Origin of the sequence: Pseudomonas sp. MWU12-2037 (assembly GCF_023242345.1) — a bacterium.
Lineage (GTDB): Bacteria > Pseudomonadota > Gammaproteobacteria > Pseudomonadales > Pseudomonadaceae > Aquipseudomonas > Aquipseudomonas gingeri_D.
Genome location: NZ_JALLIZ010000035.1, coordinates 1 through 18,699, shown reverse-complemented (window position 1 = coordinate 18,699; position 18,699 = coordinate 1). Strand labels below are relative to the sequence as shown.

Sequence of the window (18,699 nt, the reverse complement as noted above, 5' to 3'; positions counted from 1 at the left end):
GACCGGATCAACGGATTGCTCTGACTTGCGCCCGAAGAGACGATCACGCAACAGCTTGATCTGTTCTTTCAAGTCGCTGATGTGCTCCTTATCAACCTCGCGCTCATTGAGCATCTGCGCAAGCAATTGCTTGAGTAAAACGGGGTCGCCAGGAAGGTCTTCGGGCATCGAAATCATGGTTGGGATTATACCCGGCTACGCGACATATCGAGGCGTCAAAACCTGATGTGGACGGTTGCGCCAGAGGTCGAAGCCGTCGAGCAGCCAGTTCAGTTCCTGGACTGTCAGGACGATCGCCTCGTCGCCGGCATCGAGCGATGTTTTAAAGCGCTCGGACTCGAGACGCTTGAGCCATAGGTAGAAGCCGTTGCGCTCCCAATATAATATTTTCACTCGGTTGCGTGGCCTGTTGAGGAAGACAAAAAGCACGGGGTCGAACACAGCGACTTTGATATCCAGCTCGACGAGGGTAGCGAGGCCGTCGATGGACTTTCGAAAATCCACGGGTTTGGGGTAGAGGTAGACTTTTTCTACTTTTGCATCGGGTCGCATCATGGCAGCAGGCTCCGGAAAGAATTCGGGAGCGCAGCATCGGGCATCAAATATTGGCTTGGAATGTGGGGTTCATGGCGCGCTTACAATCAGCCTGCATACCAATCCCGTTGAGCGGGCGTTGTCCTGGGGCATGTTGCATTCGGTGGCGGTGGCGGTGGCGGTGGCGCGGGCGGTGGTGGATGCGCTGCTTGAAGGGACGTATTCAACTGCTCGGCAACCGTCGGATTAATCGAGGTCGTGAGAAAATGTCACCGCCAATGTAAACCTGCCCTCCTTACATCATTTTTTGCCAAATGAAATTTGACCCCCTCGGCCTGTTTTCAAACGTTCTTCACTGTCTGCGCAGGGCTGGTACCAGCCCTGCGTTTATCCTTGAGCTGATTACCGGTCAGCCTACTGGCTGGCAAATGACACGGCCGGCTCGCAGGAATGTCTCGTGGGAATTAAGCTCGTAGACGCTCAAAAGCCCTTGGTCGTTTGCGCAAAGGTATCGCCACCGGCCTTCGTCCAGCATGAACTCCTTGAAGGTTTTCCCATCCTCGCTCAGATAAATGACCTGGCCGTTGTTGCTTGACGGAAAGAGGCTCACACTTTCCAGATGAAAGCAGCCGCCAATGTAAAAATTTTCGGACTGGCGTTTCCAATCGTAGCCTTTGTCGGAGGTCAGGAACTGATTCGAGTAGAAGCACATAAGACTGCCGCCCATCCGCGTCACAATGGCGTCACTGTAGTAATCATTCTCGCCGCCCCAAGTACAGGTGCGCCAGTCCTTGCCCGGAATGTAGTAACTAACAAAGGATACCGCGTCGCTTTTCTTTTTCACCATGGTGTACAAGTAGTCATACTTGCAGAACACCAGCAAGCACGGGACACCCGGTAGGGAATGCATGCTTTCCACCACCACGCCTTCTGAAAATCGTGGCGTGCCTTCCCAGCGTTGCCACTGCGCATCGAGACGGTCAGTGCAATAGACAAGGGGTTTGTAGTAAGTGGAGGTTTTAGTCGAGTCGAAGATAAAGCCTTTGTCGGTATATGAATACTCGGCACGCTCGGTAAAGCGCCACAGCCATTGGCCGTTGAAATGCATGATGTCGTCGGTCTTCGAGAAATCGTAGGACGACGGAAGCTCAGGGAAACAGCTCTGTTGCCAGATCAGGGCATCGCTGGAGTAGTAGAATCCTTCATCGTAGCCGGCGACCAGGACCCAAATGCCATTGACGATATCCAGCTTGCTCACGCGCAGGCTGTCCTCGGATACTCTTGGCTGAACGGTTTTCCAATGCTCCCGGTCTTCGCTTCGATAGAAAACGCCATCGTCGTCGACAATCAGCCATACCTTGCCGTCAGTTTTGATATGACGGATCTGTTCCGGGTCGCAGGGTGGGGTTTCAACGTCCTGCCACTCGATGCTGAATCGATGCTCACGGCCGTCCTTCTCAATCACGACGGACTGCTTTTCCAGTTTTTCCTGCTGATTAGCCAACTGCTGGGCAGCGCGCTTTTGGACCTTGATTTCAACGACTGACCTGTCGAATTCTCCTGCCTTGAAATAGCCGAGCTGAACATCGGCATCGGAGCAGGCGTCTGAAAATGCTGTTAGCGCGTTGTCAATCTGGCGCTCAAAGCGGCAGAACTGATCGTACCAGTCTTCATTGGTAGCGGAGTTATCCAGATCGTAGTTGCTATAGCTGATCTCATTGTTGAAATCGATTTTCGGCATGTTCAACTGCGTGACCATACGGTTGGCCTGATGCAGCGCGGCTGAATTCTCGGAAATGAACTCGCACGCTTTCTTGCGCATATCGTTAAGGCTGGAGAGGGCGGAGCTACGTCCCAGTGCGTAGGCGGAGCCGCCCACCGCTGAGCCTAGCTTGCCAAGGAAACTATCGTCGTCGAAGGAGCCCATGAAATACGAGTAGTCCGACGCTTTGTTGATGACTTTCAGCAGGTCAAAGTTGAGCGAACTGGCAGCAATGCTCGCGGTATACAGTTTCTTTTCCGTCTCAGCATAGGTCTGGTCAAAACGCAGTTCACGGTAGCGGACAATGTTTTTCCAACCCTTGGTAAATTGTGCCAGTTTCGCCGCAGCGTTAAGTACCTGGGTTTCGTCGCTGTCCTTGATGATCGCCAGCAAGTGTGGAAAGTTCTCCTTGAGCTTAGGCGGTTTGAGTGTGGCGAGGATACGCGCCACCTGCGGATTCTCGATTTTCTTCTGGCAAAGCGTCAGCAGGAAGAACGCATCAATAAGCCAAGTGTAGATTTTATCATCGTCGCTGAGCAGCGCCTGCATGATGGGCAGGTATTCATGAGTTTTATAGGTGTTGTCGGCAAGGCCGGCAATTTCGCCGCAGAGCTCTGGGCAACCGGCTTTTTCGGCGAGTAGCGTGAGAAACTCCAGGCCCTGCTTGCCCAGCGACGCCGAGTTCTCGATGCATAGCGCGAACAGGCGCAGGTAATTGCGCCGGGTTTCGTCGCTCTCAGTGTTGTCGAGAAAGGTATGAGCGCGAATATCCGGCAATGAGGACGTCAGCGAGAGGGGCTCCGGATGCTCATCCTCGGCGAGCTCGTCCTGGATCACATTGAGCCCATTTACATCCTTGTAGATATCAATGGCTAGGAGGCTTCCGCCAATCACTTCGCCAATCAGATCTCGAATTCTGTAAGTCGTGGAAAGGCCGGAGAACTCGTTGCCAAAAAATTTGGATATGATTTTTTCGCGGGCTTCATCGCTCTGACACAGCTCGCTGTCCTCGGTCAGGTCGATGATTTTTTCGTACTGCTCAGACAGGAAGTACAAGGCATTGAAGCCGGTGCCGGAGATGTTTTTCTGGATAAAGTGCGAATCGATAATGTGGCCGTCGAATGCCAGCTCAATCATCTCGCGGTAGCGTTCGATGCCAGTGATCTCTATTTGCTCTATCAGCTCGATGATGAAACCCAGCAGTTGGACATCTTCATCACAGTTGACCTCGAGCTTTTCAAGCGTTACCACTAGATAATTGATGTCGCGGGACGTCAGCACGACATCACGATGGCTGCGCATGAAGTCATAGGTCAGATGCAACACTAGAAGGGTGCCGGGAATCGATTTGAAGCGACGTTTGTTCGCCTCGATGTGCAATGACCAGTTATTGAAACTGGTGTTGTTTTCAACATGTTCAAGACGACGATTGATTTTGTCGACCGCTTGCTCTAGGAAGTCCCGGGTTTCGATGATGTAATCGTTCATCGTTCCCAGGTTGTTGCGAATGACCGCGATGCTTTGGGCGTTGATCAGGTTTTGCTGCTGCAGTTGCTTCAGGTAGTGCCACGCATACCTCTGCATTTGCAGCATGTCTACTTGGTTCTTTAGCTGATTTTCGCTGTTCTTGCCACTGATTTTACTGGCGAAACGCTTGAAGAAGCCGCTGCCGGATTGCTTGGCCAAGCGCTCTTGGCTAGTGGTAATCAACCGCGATGCATCAAGGGCCAGTTGCTGGGTCAAGGCCGCATTGCCCTTGTGCTGATTGACCAGAGCATTGACTGCTTCGAGCTCAGTGCCCTCCAGCGGTTGATCAAAAATCTCCTTCTGTACTTCTACAGTCGTGTCAGTCATTTCATATACCTTAAAGATTCTTTATCTTGCTTTTCAGTCGTGTGCTTTGCGCTTCCATGGTCTTTATCTGGCTGGCGAAGTGCCGCTCCGATAAATACAAGCCTCTGTGGAAGTCGGCGTAAAACATCTGGGAAACGTGCAGATATTCCAGGGCTTCTTGCATACCCATGGCGCTACCAGCCACTTGCTCTGTGCTGGTGAGCGTCAGTTGGAAGTCTTTCTCGATGTGGTTGTCCAGGGCGATATTCATTGCAAGCGTTGTGATAAGACCGCCGATGAGACTGCCGACTAACGCACCCGCCGGGCCGCCTAGAGCGCCCACTGCAGCGCCCACGGAGGCGCCAGCGACGCCTGCCCCAGTCTGGAACAGATTTTTACCCGTGCGTGTTTCCAGTTCTTCGAGGGTCATCTTGCCGGCGGAGAACATCACCACGCACTGCACCACATCTACTGCGCAGACCGCTGCACCGGCGATGCCGCCGTTGGCGAAACTACGTTTGAACACCGTACCGGCGAACAGACCTGGCATTGAACGCGCAGCAATACTGACGCTTGCGCTTGCCACCCCGGCCTTCAGCGCGCTATCGCCCGCAGCAATCGCCGTATTTTGCAGAATCTGCAGCGTCGCCTGTTCCGCCGTGATATGGCCGTCCCTAACCTGCCTGATGTACTGGAACGTATTGATGCTGCCTGCGATGACGGTGGTGATAATTGCGGCAGAACCCGCAGCGCGCACGCTCTGCTGAATGGTTGCCTTGCTCAGATAACCGCTCTGCATGTTCTCATGCAGTTCTTTGCCAGTTTCTGAAGCTCTTCCGACATGCTCTGCTTCCCGCTTGCTCAGCGGTGTGGACTGGACGCCCTCTGTATCGAGATGTCCAGCTGTGTTATCACGCACTTTCTCGGCAGCCTGGGAAACCTCTGGGCGCGTTTGCTGATTTTTTAGCACATCCCGTTGCGCGGAGAGCCTGACGCCTTCGATCTGATCAGAAGGGCCAAGGAACAGATCGCTGTCTTTATAGCTATGAACACCGTCCCTGGTAGAGCGAAACGCCTTTTGCGTCGCATCTGCATTCTTGAAATATTTCAATTGTGCGCCCAACAGTTGCTCATCGCCTTTCATGATGACGATGTCGTGGGTCATATCGTGTTTTGCGAGGGGCGTATTGGCGAAGTTGTCCGTGAAAGCGCGTACGTCTTTATCCTTGAGTATCGCGTCCAGATTGAAGGACTCTGCATGCCAGGTTTCCGCGGCGAAGCCGCCTTTGATCGCGGCATTTTGTGCGGTCGTGGAAACCTTGGTCAGGATAGCGTTAGCCTGATTGATTTCACCAACCATGCGGCCAATTTTTTCTGCGGCCTGCATGGGCCAGATAGGGCACAGACTGACCGACTGGGTTATTGCCTTTTTGCGTTCATTTTCCATGGGGCGTCCTTAGGCATGATCCTGAAAAGCGCTATCTGGTGGCACAGCTCTTGTGTCCACGGCAGTTCAATTACGTATCCTGGTAGAGCTCCCGCATTGAGCTCAGTCGTTGACGGATCTCTTCAGTCCAGACCTGTGGGGCATGGACACGAATGTTGTCGCTCAGTCCGAAAATCCACCACAGAGTTTCGCGATCCAGCGGTACTTGGGCGCGAAGACGTTTCCAGGTGTGGGAGGGCATATCGCTCAAAGTCTGCTCGCGACTCAGAGGGGTCTCACCGAGCAGGAAGGCAATCTGCGGATGAACGTCAGCAACCAGTTCCACTTGGGTCTCTGTTTGGCGATGGCTGAATATGCCGCTCGCGATGTAATTATCGACATCAAAACTGGCGTGCAACACTGCTGGTTCGTCGAGCACGCGGACGTGCTGGATGCGGTGCAGGGCGAATTGGCGCAGGTCACCATACCCATCCACGGATGCCAGCAAGTAGCTGATGGCATGCCGCGATACCAGCCCCGCCGGATGCAAGCGAAACTGCTTGAGTTCGCCTTTACTTCGGCTCCGATAAGAAACTTCCAGCTGTCTGCGCTCCAGCAAGACGGTAGATACTTGTCCCCATACCTCGGGAGCGATCGCAGCAGGCAGTAGAGTTTTCCCGTTGGGGATTGCACGAACTCGTCGCGCCCAATCGGCCAATCCATTGTGACCGAGGTCGCCCAGGAAATTGCGCGCGCGTCGAAATTGTGGACCGAGTTGGTCCAGAACGGTCTGTGGCAATAGGGTGTTCAGATGGCTTTCCGACAGATACAGCGCGAGTGCGGTGGATGCATCCATGTCCTCCAGTCTCAGTGGTGCGTCCCGGGTGAAGCTCCAGCGGAATGGAATCTCGCTATCGTTGCACTGTAATGAGAATGGAATCGACAATCGGTTCAAGTCACGCTGAATCGAGCGCAAAGTCACGGAAAAGCCCTTGTCGCGAAGCTTTTCGAGCAGAGTGGGTGTTGCAATACGTTGCGGCTCGGTGGGAATCAGGCGCAGTAATGCGAATAGCCTGAGCAGCGTATCCTTCGCTTGGGACATGTTAACTACCTTGTTCTGCGTCTCAATTGATGGCCAGCAGACTGGCGCCAATTTGGAGTCGATGTTACTGAGTTGGGTGGCATTATGCCATCCGTTGTGCCGTGCATAAGACAAAAGTCGCGCTGCAGCAGTGCGTGAAATCTGAGGTACTGCCTATAGCTCAGCGTCTTGGTTCAGGTGGGAGATGATTGCTGCCTTTCCCTCTCGCGCTTCAGTTCACTGTACTCGCGGTACAGTTCGTAGCTTTTTTTCAACACCACAAAAAATCCAACGGCGGCAAATAGGTTTTTCATCGAATGGGTCTCTTGGGCGTTTTGACCATTTTCCCCGGTGGTACGACAGCCTGTGTCGCGACGTCGAAGAGTCTCTGTGGCGTATTCTTCAAGGAGCCAGCCCGTTGCAGGGGCGTCATCGGACTGCTCAGGAATGGGCGGCCCTTTACTCCAGTTGATGCCATCGTTTTCGGACGGATTGGTAAGTGATTTCCCTTACTCGTTCGTCACTCGCCAGCGCCTGGTAATGACGAGAAATGGCCTTCCAGAAAAACTAATATTTCCTACGTGTTTTAGTCGTGGGAGAATGTTGTGTGCGCTCGCTGTCGGGTCTACATTCCTGTTGTCGCTGCAAATTCAGCGATACGGGTTTCGCAGCCCGGTCAGTTAGGCGCACAGCGCCGCGTAAGCGGCTTTTCTATGTCTGCGTTATGGCGGGCTGTGCGCAGGAGGCTTATGCCTGCCGGTGTCCTAACTGACCGGTCTGCGAACCTGCGTGCAGTTCGCCACCCTTGCGTCGCAGCAGGAGTGGAGATCCCTGAGTCAGTTAGGAGATTTACCATGGTTAAAAAAATCACCCCCGATCCGCCTCCCGTCTCCAACGGTTCTGTGAAACCAACGCGACCGGATGCGGCCCGCTTGCTCGATACCCTCGGTCTGACCCTCTCTAAAACCGTCGATTACGATGACCCTTTCAAACCTACGATTTTTGCCATCCAGCCAGGCGTCCAAGCCCAGGACGCGCTGACCTACGTTTCGAAATTGCTCGCAGTAGCCGAACTGAATGGAGACGAAATTAGCCTGCATACGAATCCGGTGGAGCGGTCTCTGTTCTGGGGCATGCTTCACTCTGTAGAGATGGCGAAGGCTGTGGTGGATGCACTGCTTGAAGGGTCGACCTCACACCATCACGCATCACCGTAGACAACCGCTCGTTTGATCGAACTGGCACGGGTGGCGATTGGGCCGCTCAGACCAGTCTGGCGCCGCCGTCGATATTCAAGGGGGCGCCGTTCATACACCCATTGGTCATTAGGAAAGCAACCGCAGCGTCCGCCTCTGCTGCGGTGCCTTGACGATGCAACGGCAGCGACTGTTCCAGCGCCGTAAGCAATGGGATGGACGCCCCCGCCCATAATCGTATCGCTGTGCCAGAGTGAGTGGTGTCGCCATCCACCACCGACGCCACCCGCGCCAGCGCGGTGTCGGTGCCGGTGCCGGCGCGCATGCCCATCGGCTCGGTGGCGAGCAAGAAGGAGTCGATGCGGATCATCGCAACAGGTCTCGCAGAAAGGTCGCGCAGGCAGCAGCGCTTTCGGTCGGCCAGTTCACTTTGACGGTGCCGCGCGAGTGTGGGATTTCGAGGCGGATAGTCGACGACGTGGCTTACAACCTTGCTCCGATAGGTTGCAAGGGCAGCGGAATGAAAGCAGGTTGCAGCGCCATGGTTTTCGGCGTTTGCACTCGAATCCATTTATGGCCGAGGTTCGCGTTGAGGCTTTGGCTCAGCGCGACATTGGCAATATTCCTCGGAGTTATTTTTCCCGGGATTTCCTTGGCCAGCTCTACCATTTTTGCGCGACGCCATCCTACGCCTCTGGAGTATCTCCAGCGCGTTTCAAAAATACGTAAAAGGCTTTCGAGGACTGTTTTCGGCTCATATCTGGCTGGTCGCCTGCCACTGACAGTTCGAGGGGGGGGGGGGCGATGCGAAAAGCCCGGCACTGGGCCGGGCTATTTCCAGAGGGTGCTGATCCGTCAGCTGATCTGAGTGTAGGGCAGTTGCTAAGCAGTCGGTAGCAAAATGCCAGAGCGTGTCGCAATCGACTGCTGCTTGCCTGCAAGCGACATCGGGACTGGCGCACGAGCGAAAAGAGCCCGGCGTTGGGCCAGGCTAGCTAAGCCTTATAGAGTTCTTACGCAGCTTCCGATTGAAAAAAACGGGGCCGCGGCCTCTTGGGGGATTGAACTGCTTGGAAGCGAAGTTCGTGTTTATCCCAGCTTCTTCGAGTGCCTCAATTGACCGGCGCAGCGAATCAATTGGGTGCTCGCTGTAGGTCGGATAATCAAAAGCAGGTTTTCAGTAGGGGCAGCAGGCGGTTCGCTGGCTCCATCCCTTTTTTCAGCTTTTTCTCGACCTTCGCCCACTAAAACGAATCCAACGTAAACCTGTTTTTCGACTGACGCCTCGCCCGTTCCTGATGACACTGATGTCTCGACTTCAATGCGCCAGGAGCCTTTCATGGCCAATCCATTCCCACTCAATCTCGGTCCATTGCGCAGTGCCATGGCGCTGACGCTTCACACTCACCACGCGGTCCGCATTTGGAAAGGCAGACCGGCGGGTGAAGGGAAGAAGGGCATTATCGGCCTCTACGGTTTTGTCAGGTTGATGAACAAGATCAAGCGCGCGGCCGAGCAGGATGATCCTTATGCCGATTACTGGATGATCCGTATCCACGAGAAGCTGGAGCAATCGAGGGCGGCGTTGGCGCTGATGTGGGATCAACTGAATGAGCTGATGGGGCGGCTGCCCATGTCGGCTCGAGTGGGTGACAACCTCAATGTTCACCCTGTCACGATGCCACTGTGCATCAATACCCCGTTGGGTTTCTTGGCCGTGTACCGGCTGATCGACTACGACAACATCGTCCTTCGCGTGCTGTTGGCGTACCACACCGCGTTGATGGGGCGTAGGGACATGGAGCGCTGGATCAACGCCGGTGGTCGTGTGTTGCGCAGCCTGTTCAGCTTGGCTCAACAGGCGAGGCTCTCCGGAGCGATGCGTGAAGATTTCATTGCCAACAATGCCGTGGCGCGTGAAGCCCAGGAGCGGCTTGGGGAGTTGCCGGCGGATGTGTTGGCGGGCACGCGGCGCTCTGAATTTGCGCCTCAGATTGTTCGGCGTCGGGTGAGCGATGAAAGGCCGCCAGAGGTCGTTGAAGACGAGATCGAGGACGAGGCTGAGGTTGGGGACGATGCGGGGGCGAGCCAGGTGTTTTTGGGGGCTGGTTTGGTTGCGAAAAGTGATGGACTCCTAGCGCCTGGGAGGGTGATGCCATGAGTATTTCAGGAGATGCTTTTGGTGGTGATCACTCGGCAGCACCGGGGGATGGTGCAAAACACATTGCCTTCCAGCCACTGCAACACACTGCCTTCCAGGCATTGGAACACACAGCCTTCCTTAAAGGGCTTTTAAAGCCTTTTAAGGGTAAGGGGGAGCTGGTCGAATTCGGGGATGCGTGCAGTCAACTGACGGGCAGTCTGATCGAGTTGGCCATCCAGGGCGTACTGGCCCAAGCCGAGCGTTATCCGTTCACGTTGTTGCCCATTCGATTGACGAGACAGTCCACGGGAGCGGGCACGACGTACCTGCGCTGGAGCCGGGTGGATCGCAGCAAGATGGGCGTAGACCTGTGGGCGGAGCTGATCCGCGATGAGCGCACCTCGATTGGCCTGGTGCCCGAGCTTCATGCGCTGGAGCTTCAGCGGATCGTGATCAACATGCAGATCAGCCTGACCCATAGCATCAGTCGCCAGGCGTTCCTATGTGCTTGCAAGGTGGAAGCTGCGGATGAGGTTTACCGTCAACGAATGGGGCAAGACGGCAATCCTCACCGGGAGGGGAACTGACCATGGCGAGAAGTCTTTGGGGGGAGAGCAACGTCGGCACCAAGCCTGAGTTCAAGGAGATCTCCAGCGGTAACAATGAGCTTTGCCGGCTGCTTCGGCTGAATGTGTATTTCGACAATCTGATTTTGAAAAACGATGGCGAGTACGAGAGTCGAAGTGCGTACAGGGCCGGTGTTGAGGTTTGGTGCAAGGGCACTGAGCGCGATTCTGCCGCGGATAACGCCTTGCGCAGTTGACGCAGTGCATTTACGTAAAGCGGAATAGGGCGATTTTCCTGCGGGCTGGACAAGGCCCATTCGAGTGCGCCCAGGGTGCCGCCCTGTTCGGGGATGGCGGTGGGAGTCAGCGTTACACTTTTATCCAGATAACGGTCAAACACTTCAATATTCCTTCAGCTTTCAAACCCAAAAACCGAGCGTCTTGCTCGGTGAGGGAAGCTTACGAAAGCGTCGGTAGCACGAATATCGAGTTATTTTGCTGGGTCAATTCGAAGAAAACGAATGATCGGGCGCAGGGGGACCTGTAGCTGCCATACTGCTATCCAGGTCAACGAAACAGGCGTGTCAGATCCTCACTCAACTGCGAAAACCTGTTCTTGATGAAGTTGAGCGGATGCACCCGTTCGCCAATGCAGCAAACGTCGGGGTCGGCCTTTGCGTACCAGACTGGGACGCTATCACCCATGTTGTAACGCGCAACGGCGTCCAGCAGTTTGCATCGTGAATTGGCATCAAGGGTTTCGTCCCAGGTTTTGTGAAGGCGCTGGCCCTCGGCGCTGTAGCTGAAGGTCAGAAGGGCGCTGCCACCGCGCCCCGGCTTTCCTTCAACGTAGGTGATCTGGCCTTCGACGATAGAGCCTTCGGTCATGCGCAGAATTCGAATCATCCGCCACAGGCTCAATAGGGTGCCCACTACCGCTGCGAAAACCTTTAACAACAGAACATAAGTCATAGCGCGAGCGATCCTTGCAGAGCGGAAGTGTTGTGTGATTATTTCTTGATTTGCGGCTGGATACCACTGCGGGAGAAATTTCTGCCGCCTTGCGGAAGGCCTTTGAGTATCTACCACGTTTTCACACCGCTTGGACTCAGCGCGGGCGATCACCAAAGGCGACGGATCATTTAAGCGTTTTCCGTCTTCATGTATTGGGTGAAATTGTTGATATGGTCGTCGAGATTGTCCTCGAGCATCATCCGGTATTGCTCGCAGAAATAGTTCAACATCGCCTCGCGAGCCTGGGCCATCTCCGCACCAGATTTGAAGCTCTGAGCGCTTGCCCAAGCATTGAATCGGGTGGTGCCAAACATCATCGATGCGCTTACCTTGCCAAGGTTTTCGAACGCCTTCAGTTGCTCGTTTGACAAGTGTATGTGCGCGTCTGCGCGGTCATAGAAGGATTCGTCAGTGCTTTCTGTCATTGCTCGATACCTTTTTGATCATTTTTAGATTGTTCCATAGTGGGTCGACTTCGTCCTGTCGTGATCGGCAGAAGTCTACCCGACGCGGCTGTTCGCCAGGGTCGGCGCCAGGTCACATACGGCCGTTTGGGGAATGGGAAATGTCTGGTCGCTAACGGGCTCCATCACTGGCAGGCCTGTTCTTTAAGCAAGTTTTCAAAGCCCTCCAGTGCTCCGCGGAAGTCTCCCAGGGCGAAACTCACTGGTTGGCTCTCGCTGATCCAGCGGGTGGCAATGCCCACCTCCAGCTTGCCGGAAGCGCTCCATCCGAAACAGCGCCAGTCCCGAAATCGCTGATACACCGTTGACCGAGGCCCAAAGCGTTCCGGCAGATCACGCCAGGCAGCGCCCGAACACAGGATCCACAGAATTCCATGGAGTATCAGGCGATGATCGCTGCGTGGGCGGCCAATTTTCTGTTTTGGAGAAACCAGATCTTTAATCAAATCCCACGATGCGTCGGAGAGTTCGTAACGCTTTGCCATGCGGGCCTCCAGCCAGTCATGGCGGCAATTCTACCCGCTCCGACTTTTCGTACAAAACCTAGCAACATCAGGATGGGGAGCTGACTTTGTGTGAGAAATTTATTGACACTCTTTTTGTATTTTGTGTAAAAATACGAGCATTAATGGAATAATCAATCACCAAATGGACGTTGTAAGCAATGAATCTGCTTGACTCTATAGGAAGCGAAAACACTGGCTTTGAGACAACCCTTATTAAGGGCATCGAACCGATTCGGCAGTTCGTTCTAGCTATCTCAATTTATCATCTGTTCGATACAAAATTATTTTCCTTGCTGAGTAAATACAAGGTTGCCTCGTTGGATTTGGCCTGTAATGAGCTCGGAATGACTAAAGAGAAACTACTTGGTTTATTCAGGTACCTGAAGAACGAAGGGATTCTTCTGGAAACAATAGACGGTTTCTCGTTGTCACAAAATGGTCACGCGCTGGCACCATTCGAAGGCTGGTATGTGATGTTGGTCGGCGGCTATGCCACAACCTTTCTACAAATTGGAGAACGCCTTCAAGAGGGCGCTGGTTGGGCCACCCGCGACGCAACTAAGGTCGGTGTAGGTAGCTGTGGTATCAGCCACTTTGACGCGATCCCCTTAACCAAGTCTTTGATGGCCAAAGCTCCCGGTACATGCACAAAACTGCTGGACTTGGGTTGCGGAAACGGTCGATACCTCGCCGAATTCTGCAAGGCGCTTCCGCAGATCCAAGCTTGGGGTGCCGAACCGGACCGCGGAGGCTTCGAGGAGGCTGTAGACTTGATCGAGAAAGAAGGTCTGTCGCATCGAGTTCACATCAGCCACAGCGGGGCAGTCGAATTCCTAGATTCGGATTTTGATTTCAAGCCCGATTTCATCGTGCTTGGTTTTGTGCTGCATGAGATCCTTGGCCAGGCCGGCCGACCGGCAGTGGTCAACTTCCTGAAAAAGATTGTTTACCGTTTCCCTGCAATCAACTTGATCATTATCGAAGTCGACAACCAATTTGATAATGCCGGCACAATGCGCCACGGCCTAGCGCTCGCTTATTACAACCCTTACTATCTGTTGCATTGCTTCACCAATCAATTGTTGGTGCAGGATGCTGATTGGCTGGATATTTTCGCCGAGGCTGGCTTGTCCTTGGTCACCCGCGAGACGACGTCTGACCAGGTTGACTCAACCGGCCTGGAAATCGGCTATCTGCTGCGGAGGGCATGACCTTGGCATACAACAAACGCCATCAAATTGTCCGACCAGATAGCTGCCTGAGTGTGCTTCAGCAGCGCCTGAAATACGCTCGTTCGGAGCTGCGAGAGTCGGCTTGCTACTTCTTGGAGAATGTTCCGGTATGGCCAGATGCAGCGGCACCGACTCCGTTTGCCGCCAGCAACGACATCTTTCAATACGCCGACTGCAATGGCGCCCCACCATTGATCAACACCATCTGCGCCCGCGACAACGCGCTGTACGGGCTGGATTTGTCAGGCGAGAATTTCCTCGTCACCAATGGCGGAATGCACGGCTTGTCGCTCGTGTTTCGCCAGATCAAGCGCCTCAGCGCCGAGGCTGGCTCAGCGGTGTGCTTAGCTCCGGTATTCGGCGCCGTCCCCGCCCTGCTGGAAGCCATCGGTTACGATCTGATCTACTATCAGATGAGTGCTGCCTTCCCTACCGTCGAAGAGATCCTAGCTGTATGCCGCGCAGACACCAACCTGGTGTACCTCAACTTTCCACATAATCCATTGGGTGGGATTTACTCAGACGCCTTTATGGAGAAGCTGGTGCCGAGTTTGGCCGAGCGCGGCATCTCGCTGGTGCTGGATATGGTGTACGACTCCTTCATCTTCGACGACCAGAAGATACGCTCACCATTTGCCTGTACAAGCGATCTTTCGTTACTTTACACAGTTAATTCAGTGTCGAAGAACTATGGCTCGCCTGGTTTGCGGATCGGCTGGGTAACCTCCTCGTCGGACAATGTCGAGGCAATGGCGGGGATGCTGGAGATTGAGTGTGTCGCCGTCTGCTCGCCTGCGCAAACGAAGGCCGCGTCCTTGATCTCGATGGGAAACGCGCCACTACTTCAACAAGTGGTCAACAGCCGCGCCGTCGTCCGAGAGTTCCTCGGCCGCCACCTGTCGAACTATGCATCGCTGCCGCCTGCGGGCACCCAGGTGTTCGTCAGCCTGCCAGTACACGACATCGAGGGTTTCGCCGATCAAATGTTGGGCGAGTACGGCCTAGTGCTTGCCACGGCGAGCAATTATTCAGGCGCCCAAGGTGCGCACATCCGTATCCCGACCGGCTACCCGGAATCGGTCACCCACAACGCCCTCGAACTGCTTCGCCAGGGCATAGAACGCTACGCCGAGGTCTGAGGTAGAAAAAAGTAAATATGGCCCGCCTCCTGCGGGCTGAACCCTCGACGCATCGAAAACTTACTCAATGAATGCACATCTGTATCTTTCGTTTATCCTCACGAGCCTTATCGTTCTTGTCGTTCCAGGACCAAGTTTTGCTTATGCAATCGCCGTCGGAATGCGCAGCTCTCGACAAGTGATCTGGCGCAACGCACTTGGCATGGCGCTCGGCGGGCTTACTATCACCATGGCGCTCGCGTTCGGAGTAGCCCAGCTCTTTGCAGCATATCCGGCCGCATTCGTTGCTCTGAAGTTTATCGGGTGCACATATCTTGTCGCACTTGGGGTTCGCACGTTCTTTACCCGCCCCGAGACCAAACATTCTTGCAAAATAGAAACGTCGGCAACACCGCTTTTACAAGGGTTCATAGTCGAAACCGCGAATCCAAAGGCTATACTGTTTTACGTTTCGCTCGTTCCTCAGTTCGCTGATCCGGAGCTCGGTCACATGGAAACCCAATTGCTGATTCTTGGGGCCACCTTTGTTACTCTACAGGTCACATGGGACATCGCTTTGATGCTTGGAGTACATCGGCTCGGTGCGATTGCTGGAGACCTTATGTCCCCGAAGTTCCAGCGAATCGTTAATCGAATAAGCGGGACCACATTTATCGCGCTGGGCTTGGCCCTACTAACTCAGGAGTGACCCACTAGCTAAACAGTAATGTGCTTCAAAAGCAGTTTCCTATAATGATGCCAATACCCTGAGCACTTTCATCGCGGAGCAGGAGGCCAAGACCGAAACCAAAAAGAAGAAGTTCCGGTATTTCGAGTTGGTGTCGATCAAGCCCATCTAGCGGCTGTGATTCAGCTCACCGGATAGCTAACGTCGGTGGAGTCGGCTTCACATGGGGTCGCTCCTCGCTCACACATGTGGGCAAGAGCCGGGAGAAAGAAGCGTGATTGCAACTGTCGCATCAGGACTATGACTGCCAAACAGTTGCGCGTTAGCCTTGGGTGAAACAACCATAGATGCTGCTCTTCGAGCTCACTCGACTTCCTGCGAGGACGGTCCGCTCTCCCTACAACCCGAGGCCTCATGAACAAGCAACTTGCCCGTTTGATTTCTGACTACCAGGCCAGCGTCCAAATGGCTGTGGAGCTCATGCAGCGATCTGGTATTCCTCTACCTTCTACTTGCACGGATTGGGTTGGAACTGATATTCCCAACCGCGGCGAGCTTGAAGGTGGGATTCAGTACTACAAGCATGGCTACGGATGCGCAGTGAGCCTCTCCACGGGCGCAGTAGATTTTGATTTTGGGGATCAAGGTGAAATCGATGGGTTCGACGTATGGCGTCTCACTGGCTTTGCCGACTCGAAATTGCCGGGGTACGGCTTTGCCACAGAGGACGCACTCAAGGAGTGTTTCAAAGAAGAGGTGGCAGCAGGCTCTCTGGTGTACTCGGGGTACATCCTTTACTACCTTGCAGATGCCGCTCATCCACCCTCGGTTCAAGCACGCAGGCGCAGGAAACGTTAGTTGGAAATCGAGAGCGTCAGTTACGACGAGTTTCTCGACCTATGGGAGCAAGGGGCGTTTGATCAGCAGCGACTGGGTCAGGCTTTCTACAACCATTTTCGTCTGCATCAACTCGCTGACCAATCCGTTCTCCAGGGGCTGTATGAGGCCGATGCCGAAAAGGCCGGCACCGTGATCTCCCGTGTTTTTCGGATCAGGTAACTTTCGATACCGACCACCGGCTCGACACATGAGAGATCATCAGGGGAGGGCGGTTGTTGAGGAAAAGGCCCCTGGGGCTGCAGCATACCTTCGCATCAATAGGCTCCCGCAGTGCAATGACGACACGCTCTAAAAGGATTGAAACCCATGACCCGTCAGCTCGGCCATCGTCTCTGTGACCGGTGCGCAGACACGATCACCAATTACTGCCCCTCCGTCGAAACGCTAGCGGTTATCGGTGCATTTCACGAGCAGGGCGAACAGGCTGTGGTCGACGAGATAGTCAGGCGTGAGGGTATCGACCCAGCCATCGTTTGGGAGTACTTCCGGCACCGGATGATTCCGATCTGCAAACAGAAAATCGCCCATTGCTCGTTCTGCGGCGGGCAACTGAGAACCTGGAAAGCTCGACAATGTATGCACTGCCTTAAGGATTGGCACTGATGCTCAATGTTGCCCTGCAACCGAAAACCTGAGTCGTGATCAAAAAAACGGGAAGCCAAGCTTCCCGTTCATCTGCAGAGCGCTGTCAACTGCTGAAGCCGACGGCCTGTCCATCCATGACCGAATCCATCTTCAGCTGTGCCAGCTCAATCAGGTGCACCACACCCATCGCCACCTTGCGGTTCGAACCGGTTTGGTTGTCGGCGTTTTCATAGGCTGTTGCAGCAGCGGATTGCAGAATGGAGTAGACATTGGCCAGGGCGTCTTCCTGACTCCCGGGGTCGTGTCGATGATCATGCCACACGGCGACAGGGGTCGGTTTTGAACCTGCATTCGGACCGATGTTGTAGTGAGACAAAGCTCGGTCGGCGATACGAGGATCGATGGTTTCAGCGTTGGGTGTTACAGGTGGATTGGGGGTGACCTTGAACTGAGGTGCTCTTCCCTAATTTGAAGTCAGGATCATAGGCAAGAAATATGCCCTGACGGAAATGTTTTTTGCAGATACGCGTGTGCTGAGTACACGCTTGCGGGAGAGTCTGGTTCCAACTGACTGTTGTGGTTCAACTGAATCTCTCTCAAATTCGTAGATACAGGTGAATGAAAGCTCCAGCATCACCTTTCTCCTGATGTCGCTCAAGCGCTTGGCGCCCTTCTAGAGGCCCTCCAGACTCAGGCGCTTTAGGCCGCCTCATCGGAGCTTGGGCTCAACTTGTCACCTCCAAGGGGTCAGTTTTGGGTTGGCGTTGACATCAACTCAATGAGTAGTGTTTCCACCGGCTCCGATGAACCCATCAATCCCTTCTTCGTTTATAGCCCGCATTGCTTCCGCGAATGCTAGATCCGCTGTCTCGAAGGAATTTTCCCAGCAAGTGGAGTTCCAGTGCTCATCGACAATCTCGATCAGCCAACCGCCCTCACCATCTTCATAAACCTGAACCTCGACAGTCTTCCCGTCTACCGTAACTTTCTGTTCCATTTCAGCTCTACCTGCACACTTTAGCTCGACAGGGTAGCGCGTAGAATTCCTATGGACCAGCCCAGAAGGCAGGACTGAATTTTGAGAAAATTTGTGAGACTCCTTGTTAAGGTGCGGACGCCATGATCATCTCAATATCGCTGACTGGGCAATGTACCTGCGCAAACTAACGAGCTCGAATCAGCTCTGGCAAACACTCCCCGTTTGCTCGATACCCTCGCGTTCACCTGCTCCAAGCCCGTCATCCCCGAAGCTCCATACAAACCCACGCTGTTTGCCATCCAACCGGGCATCACTGCTCAGGACGCACTGACCTACGTTTCCAATTTGCTGGAAACGGCAGAACTCAATGGCGATGAAATCAGCCTGCATACCAACCCCGTCGAGCGAGCGTTGTTCTGGGGCATGCTGCATTCGGTGGAGGTGGCGCGGGCTGTGGTGGATGCGCTGCTTGAGGGGGCGTCCCCATCCCGTCAGCTATCGTCCGCGTTGGACAACCGCCCGATTGATTGAGGTCGTTGCGCTGAAAGAGATCAAGCACTTGGCAGCTTGATCTCTTTTAATTACTCGATGAACACAATTGAGGTCCAACGCAATGGGCGCTATCAGCCTTGAAGCCAAGAAGGCCTATGCGGCAAAGACTCGCCAATCCAA

General features: G+C 54.3%; 22 protein-coding genes and 2 pseudogenes. 11 read left to right on the top strand and 13 right to left on the bottom strand.

Annotated features, from left to right (window positions below; all coding sequences use genetic code 11):
- From M5B42_RS31885 to M5B42_RS31865, 5 genes and pseudogenes are all read right to left on the bottom strand, one after another.
- A pseudogene (locus M5B42_RS31885) lies at positions 1 to 177 on the bottom strand (IS66 family transposase); the annotation flags it as partial.
- An 18-nt stretch (positions 178 to 195) separates the two neighbouring features.
- A complete protein-coding gene (tnpB, locus tag M5B42_RS31880; RefSeq protein WP_248748042.1) occupies positions 196 to 555 on the bottom strand; it encodes an IS66 family insertion sequence element accessory protein TnpB in 360 nt (119 codons plus the stop codon).
- Between the two features lie 388 nt (positions 556 to 943).
- Complete coding sequence (locus tag M5B42_RS31875) at positions 944 to 4,150, bottom strand: hypothetical protein (RefSeq protein WP_248748041.1); 3,207 nt, start codon at positions 4,148 to 4,150, stop codon at positions 944 to 946.
- A 10-nt stretch (positions 4,151 to 4,160) separates the two neighbouring features.
- Positions 4,161 to 5,576, bottom strand: a complete 1,416-nt coding sequence (locus tag M5B42_RS31870) for a hypothetical protein (protein WP_248748040.1) — start codon at positions 5,574 to 5,576, stop codon at positions 4,161 to 4,163.
- Positions 5,577 to 5,646: 70 nt separating this feature from the next.
- Positions 5,647 to 6,657, bottom strand: coding sequence for a WYL domain-containing protein (locus M5B42_RS31865; RefSeq protein ID WP_248748039.1), 1,011 nt, complete (start codon positions 6,655 to 6,657; stop codon positions 5,647 to 5,649).
- Between the two features lie 833 nt (positions 6,658 to 7,490).
- Here M5B42_RS31865 and M5B42_RS31860 point away from each other — a divergent pair.
- Positions 7,491 to 7,853 carry a hypothetical protein gene (locus M5B42_RS31860; protein WP_248748038.1) on the top strand — a complete coding sequence of 121 codons (363 nt, stop codon included), beginning with the start codon at positions 7,491 to 7,493 and terminating at the stop codon, positions 7,851 to 7,853.
- A 46-nt stretch (positions 7,854 to 7,899) separates the two neighbouring features.
- On the opposite strand, the gene M5B42_RS31855 is transcribed toward M5B42_RS31860, so the two are convergent.
- From M5B42_RS31855 to M5B42_RS31845, 3 genes are all read right to left on the bottom strand, one after another.
- Positions 7,900 to 8,202, bottom strand: coding sequence for a hypothetical protein (locus tag M5B42_RS31855; RefSeq protein ID WP_248748037.1), 303 nt, complete (start codon positions 8,200 to 8,202; stop codon positions 7,900 to 7,902).
- A gap of 113 nt (positions 8,203 to 8,315) precedes the next feature.
- Positions 8,316 to 8,501 carry a hypothetical protein gene (locus M5B42_RS31850; protein WP_248748036.1) on the bottom strand — a complete coding sequence of 62 codons (186 nt, stop codon included), beginning with the start codon at positions 8,499 to 8,501 and terminating at the stop codon, positions 8,316 to 8,318.
- A gap of 420 nt (positions 8,502 to 8,921) precedes the next feature.
- Complete coding sequence (locus tag M5B42_RS31845) at positions 8,922 to 9,173, bottom strand: hypothetical protein (RefSeq protein WP_248748035.1); 252 nt, start codon at positions 9,171 to 9,173, stop codon at positions 8,922 to 8,924.
- On the opposite strand from M5B42_RS31845, the gene M5B42_RS31840 reads away from it, so the two are divergent.
- Genes M5B42_RS31840 through M5B42_RS31830 form a run of 3 tightly spaced genes read left to right on the top strand, consistent with a single transcriptional unit; the run spans position 9,172 to position 10,798 of the window.
- Entirely contained in the window at positions 9,172 to 9,993 is an 822-nt protein-coding gene (locus M5B42_RS31840; protein ID WP_248748034.1) for a PFL_4669 family integrating conjugative element protein, read from the top strand. The two genes, M5B42_RS31845 and M5B42_RS31840, sit on opposite strands and share 2 nt — an antisense overlap.
- Positions 9,990 to 10,562 carry a DUF3158 family protein gene (locus M5B42_RS31835; protein ID WP_248748033.1) on the top strand — a complete coding sequence of 191 codons (573 nt, stop codon included), beginning with the start codon at positions 9,990 to 9,992 and terminating at the stop codon, positions 10,560 to 10,562. Before M5B42_RS31840 ends, M5B42_RS31835 begins: the two co-directional genes overlap by 4 nt.
- A gap of 2 nt (positions 10,563 to 10,564) precedes the next feature.
- The gene (locus M5B42_RS31830) at positions 10,565 to 10,798 is read left to right on the top strand and encodes a hypothetical protein (protein WP_248748032.1); all 234 of its coding nucleotides are present in this window, start codon (positions 10,565 to 10,567) and stop codon (positions 10,796 to 10,798) included.
- 310 nt (positions 10,799 to 11,108) lie between these two features.
- On the opposite strand, the gene M5B42_RS31825 is transcribed toward M5B42_RS31830, so the two are convergent.
- The 3 genes and pseudogenes from M5B42_RS31825 to M5B42_RS31815 all read right to left on the bottom strand — a co-directional run.
- A complete protein-coding gene (locus tag M5B42_RS31825; protein ID WP_248748031.1) occupies positions 11,109 to 11,513 on the bottom strand; it encodes a DUF3592 domain-containing protein in 405 nt (134 codons plus the stop codon).
- 170 nt (positions 11,514 to 11,683) lie between these two features.
- The gene (locus tag M5B42_RS31820) at positions 11,684 to 11,980 is read right to left on the bottom strand and encodes a DUF3144 domain-containing protein (RefSeq protein WP_248748030.1); all 297 of its coding nucleotides are present in this window, start codon (positions 11,978 to 11,980) and stop codon (positions 11,684 to 11,686) included.
- Between the two features lie 314 nt (positions 11,981 to 12,294).
- A pseudogene (locus tag M5B42_RS31815) lies at positions 12,295 to 12,504 on the bottom strand (transposase); the annotation flags it as partial.
- A 179-nt stretch (positions 12,505 to 12,683) separates the two neighbouring features.
- Between M5B42_RS31815 and M5B42_RS31810 the strand changes: the two are divergent.
- The 6 genes from M5B42_RS31810 to M5B42_RS31785 all read left to right on the top strand — a co-directional run bounded on the left by M5B42_RS31810 (position 12,684) and on the right by M5B42_RS31785 (position 17,066).
- Positions 12,684 to 13,736 carry a 2-ketoarginine methyltransferase gene (locus M5B42_RS31810; protein WP_248748029.1) on the top strand — a complete coding sequence of 351 codons (1,053 nt, stop codon included), beginning with the start codon at positions 12,684 to 12,686 and terminating at the stop codon, positions 13,734 to 13,736.
- The gene (locus M5B42_RS31805) at positions 13,733 to 14,896 is read left to right on the top strand and encodes a beta-methylarginine biosynthesis bifunctional aminotransferase (RefSeq protein ID WP_248748028.1); all 1,164 of its coding nucleotides are present in this window, start codon (positions 13,733 to 13,735) and stop codon (positions 14,894 to 14,896) included. The genes M5B42_RS31810 and M5B42_RS31805 overlap by 4 nt, the downstream gene beginning before the upstream one ends.
- 67 nt (positions 14,897 to 14,963) lie before the next feature.
- Positions 14,964 to 15,584, top strand: a complete 621-nt coding sequence (locus tag M5B42_RS31800; RefSeq protein WP_248748027.1) for a LysE family translocator — start codon at positions 14,964 to 14,966, stop codon at positions 15,582 to 15,584.
- Between the two features lie 393 nt (positions 15,585 to 15,977).
- Positions 15,978 to 16,421: a hypothetical protein gene (locus M5B42_RS31795; RefSeq protein WP_248748026.1), complete on the top strand. Its 444-nt coding sequence runs from the start codon at positions 15,978 to 15,980 to the stop codon at positions 16,419 to 16,421.
- Complete coding sequence (locus M5B42_RS31790) at positions 16,422 to 16,622, top strand: hypothetical protein (protein ID WP_248748025.1); 201 nt, start codon at positions 16,422 to 16,424, stop codon at positions 16,620 to 16,622.
- Positions 16,623 to 16,769: 147 nt separating this feature from the next.
- Positions 16,770 to 17,066 carry a hypothetical protein gene (locus M5B42_RS31785; RefSeq protein WP_248748024.1) on the top strand — a complete coding sequence of 99 codons (297 nt, stop codon included), beginning with the start codon at positions 16,770 to 16,772 and terminating at the stop codon, positions 17,064 to 17,066.
- Between the two features lie 85 nt (positions 17,067 to 17,151).
- Here M5B42_RS31785 and M5B42_RS31780 read toward each other — a convergent pair whose 3' ends face one another.
- Together M5B42_RS31780 and M5B42_RS31775 are read right to left on the bottom strand one after the other, a co-directional pair.
- On the bottom strand, positions 17,152 to 17,424 hold the full coding sequence (locus tag M5B42_RS31780; protein ID WP_248748023.1) for a hypothetical protein: 273 nt from the start codon (positions 17,422 to 17,424) through the stop codon (positions 17,152 to 17,154).
- 399 nt (positions 17,425 to 17,823) lie between these two features.
- A complete protein-coding gene (locus M5B42_RS31775) occupies positions 17,824 to 18,045 on the bottom strand; it encodes a hypothetical protein (protein WP_152739973.1) in 222 nt (73 codons plus the stop codon).
- 144 nt (positions 18,046 to 18,189) lie between these two features.
- Between M5B42_RS31775 and M5B42_RS31770 the strand changes: the two genes are divergently transcribed.
- Entirely contained in the window at positions 18,190 to 18,558 is a 369-nt protein-coding gene (locus tag M5B42_RS31770; protein ID WP_248748043.1) for a hypothetical protein, read from the top strand.
- Positions 18,559 to 18,699: the final 141 nt, after the last annotated feature.

What these genes read in the sequence shown, in the direction of transcription:
- tnpB (WP_248748042.1), bottom strand. Translation starts at nt 555, where the DNA reads ATGATGCGACCCGATGCAAAAGTAGAAAAAGTCTACCTCTACCCCAAA.
- M5B42_RS31875 (WP_248748041.1), bottom strand. Translation starts at nt 4,150, where the DNA reads ATGACTGACACGACTGTAGAAGTACAGAAGGAGATTTTTGATCAACCG.
- M5B42_RS31870 (WP_248748040.1), bottom strand. Translation starts at nt 5,576, where the DNA reads ATGGAAAATGAACGCAAAAAGGCAATAACCCAGTCGGTCAGTCTGTGC.
- M5B42_RS31865 (WP_248748039.1), bottom strand. Translation starts at nt 6,657, where the DNA reads ATGTCCCAAGCGAAGGATACGCTGCTCAGGCTATTCGCATTACTGCGC.
- M5B42_RS31860 (WP_248748038.1), top strand. Translation starts at nt 7,491, where the DNA reads ATGGTTAAAAAAATCACCCCCGATCCGCCTCCCGTCTCCAACGGTTCT.
- M5B42_RS31855 (WP_248748037.1), bottom strand. Translation starts at nt 8,202, where the DNA reads ATGATCCGCATCGACTCCTTCTTGCTCGCCACCGAGCCGATGGGCATG.
- M5B42_RS31850 (WP_248748036.1), bottom strand. Translation starts at nt 8,501, where the DNA reads ATGGTAGAGCTGGCCAAGGAAATCCCGGGAAAAATAACTCCGAGGAAT.
- M5B42_RS31840 (WP_248748034.1), top strand. Translation starts at nt 9,172, where the DNA reads ATGGCCAATCCATTCCCACTCAATCTCGGTCCATTGCGCAGTGCCATG.
- M5B42_RS31845 (WP_248748035.1), bottom strand. Translation starts at nt 9,173, where the DNA reads ATGAAAGGCTCCTGGCGCATTGAAGTCGAGACATCAGTGTCATCAGGA.
- M5B42_RS31835 (WP_248748033.1), top strand. Translation starts at nt 9,990, where the DNA reads ATGAGTATTTCAGGAGATGCTTTTGGTGGTGATCACTCGGCAGCACCG.
- M5B42_RS31830 (WP_248748032.1), top strand. Translation starts at nt 10,565, where the DNA reads ATGGCGAGAAGTCTTTGGGGGGAGAGCAACGTCGGCACCAAGCCTGAG.
- M5B42_RS31825 (WP_248748031.1), bottom strand. Translation starts at nt 11,513, where the DNA reads ATGACTTATGTTCTGTTGTTAAAGGTTTTCGCAGCGGTAGTGGGCACC.
- M5B42_RS31820 (WP_248748030.1), bottom strand. Translation starts at nt 11,980, where the DNA reads ATGACAGAAAGCACTGACGAATCCTTCTATGACCGCGCAGACGCGCAC.
- M5B42_RS31810 (WP_248748029.1), top strand. Translation starts at nt 12,684, where the DNA reads ATGAATCTGCTTGACTCTATAGGAAGCGAAAACACTGGCTTTGAGACA.
- M5B42_RS31805 (WP_248748028.1), top strand. Translation starts at nt 13,733, where the DNA reads ATGACCTTGGCATACAACAAACGCCATCAAATTGTCCGACCAGATAGC.
- M5B42_RS31800 (WP_248748027.1), top strand. Translation starts at nt 14,964, where the DNA reads ATGAATGCACATCTGTATCTTTCGTTTATCCTCACGAGCCTTATCGTT.
- M5B42_RS31795 (WP_248748026.1), top strand. Translation starts at nt 15,978, where the DNA reads ATGAACAAGCAACTTGCCCGTTTGATTTCTGACTACCAGGCCAGCGTC.
- M5B42_RS31785 (WP_248748024.1), top strand. Translation starts at nt 16,770, where the DNA reads ATGACCCGTCAGCTCGGCCATCGTCTCTGTGACCGGTGCGCAGACACG.
- M5B42_RS31775 (WP_152739973.1), bottom strand. Translation starts at nt 18,045, where the DNA reads ATGGAACAGAAAGTTACGGTAGACGGGAAGACTGTCGAGGTTCAGGTT.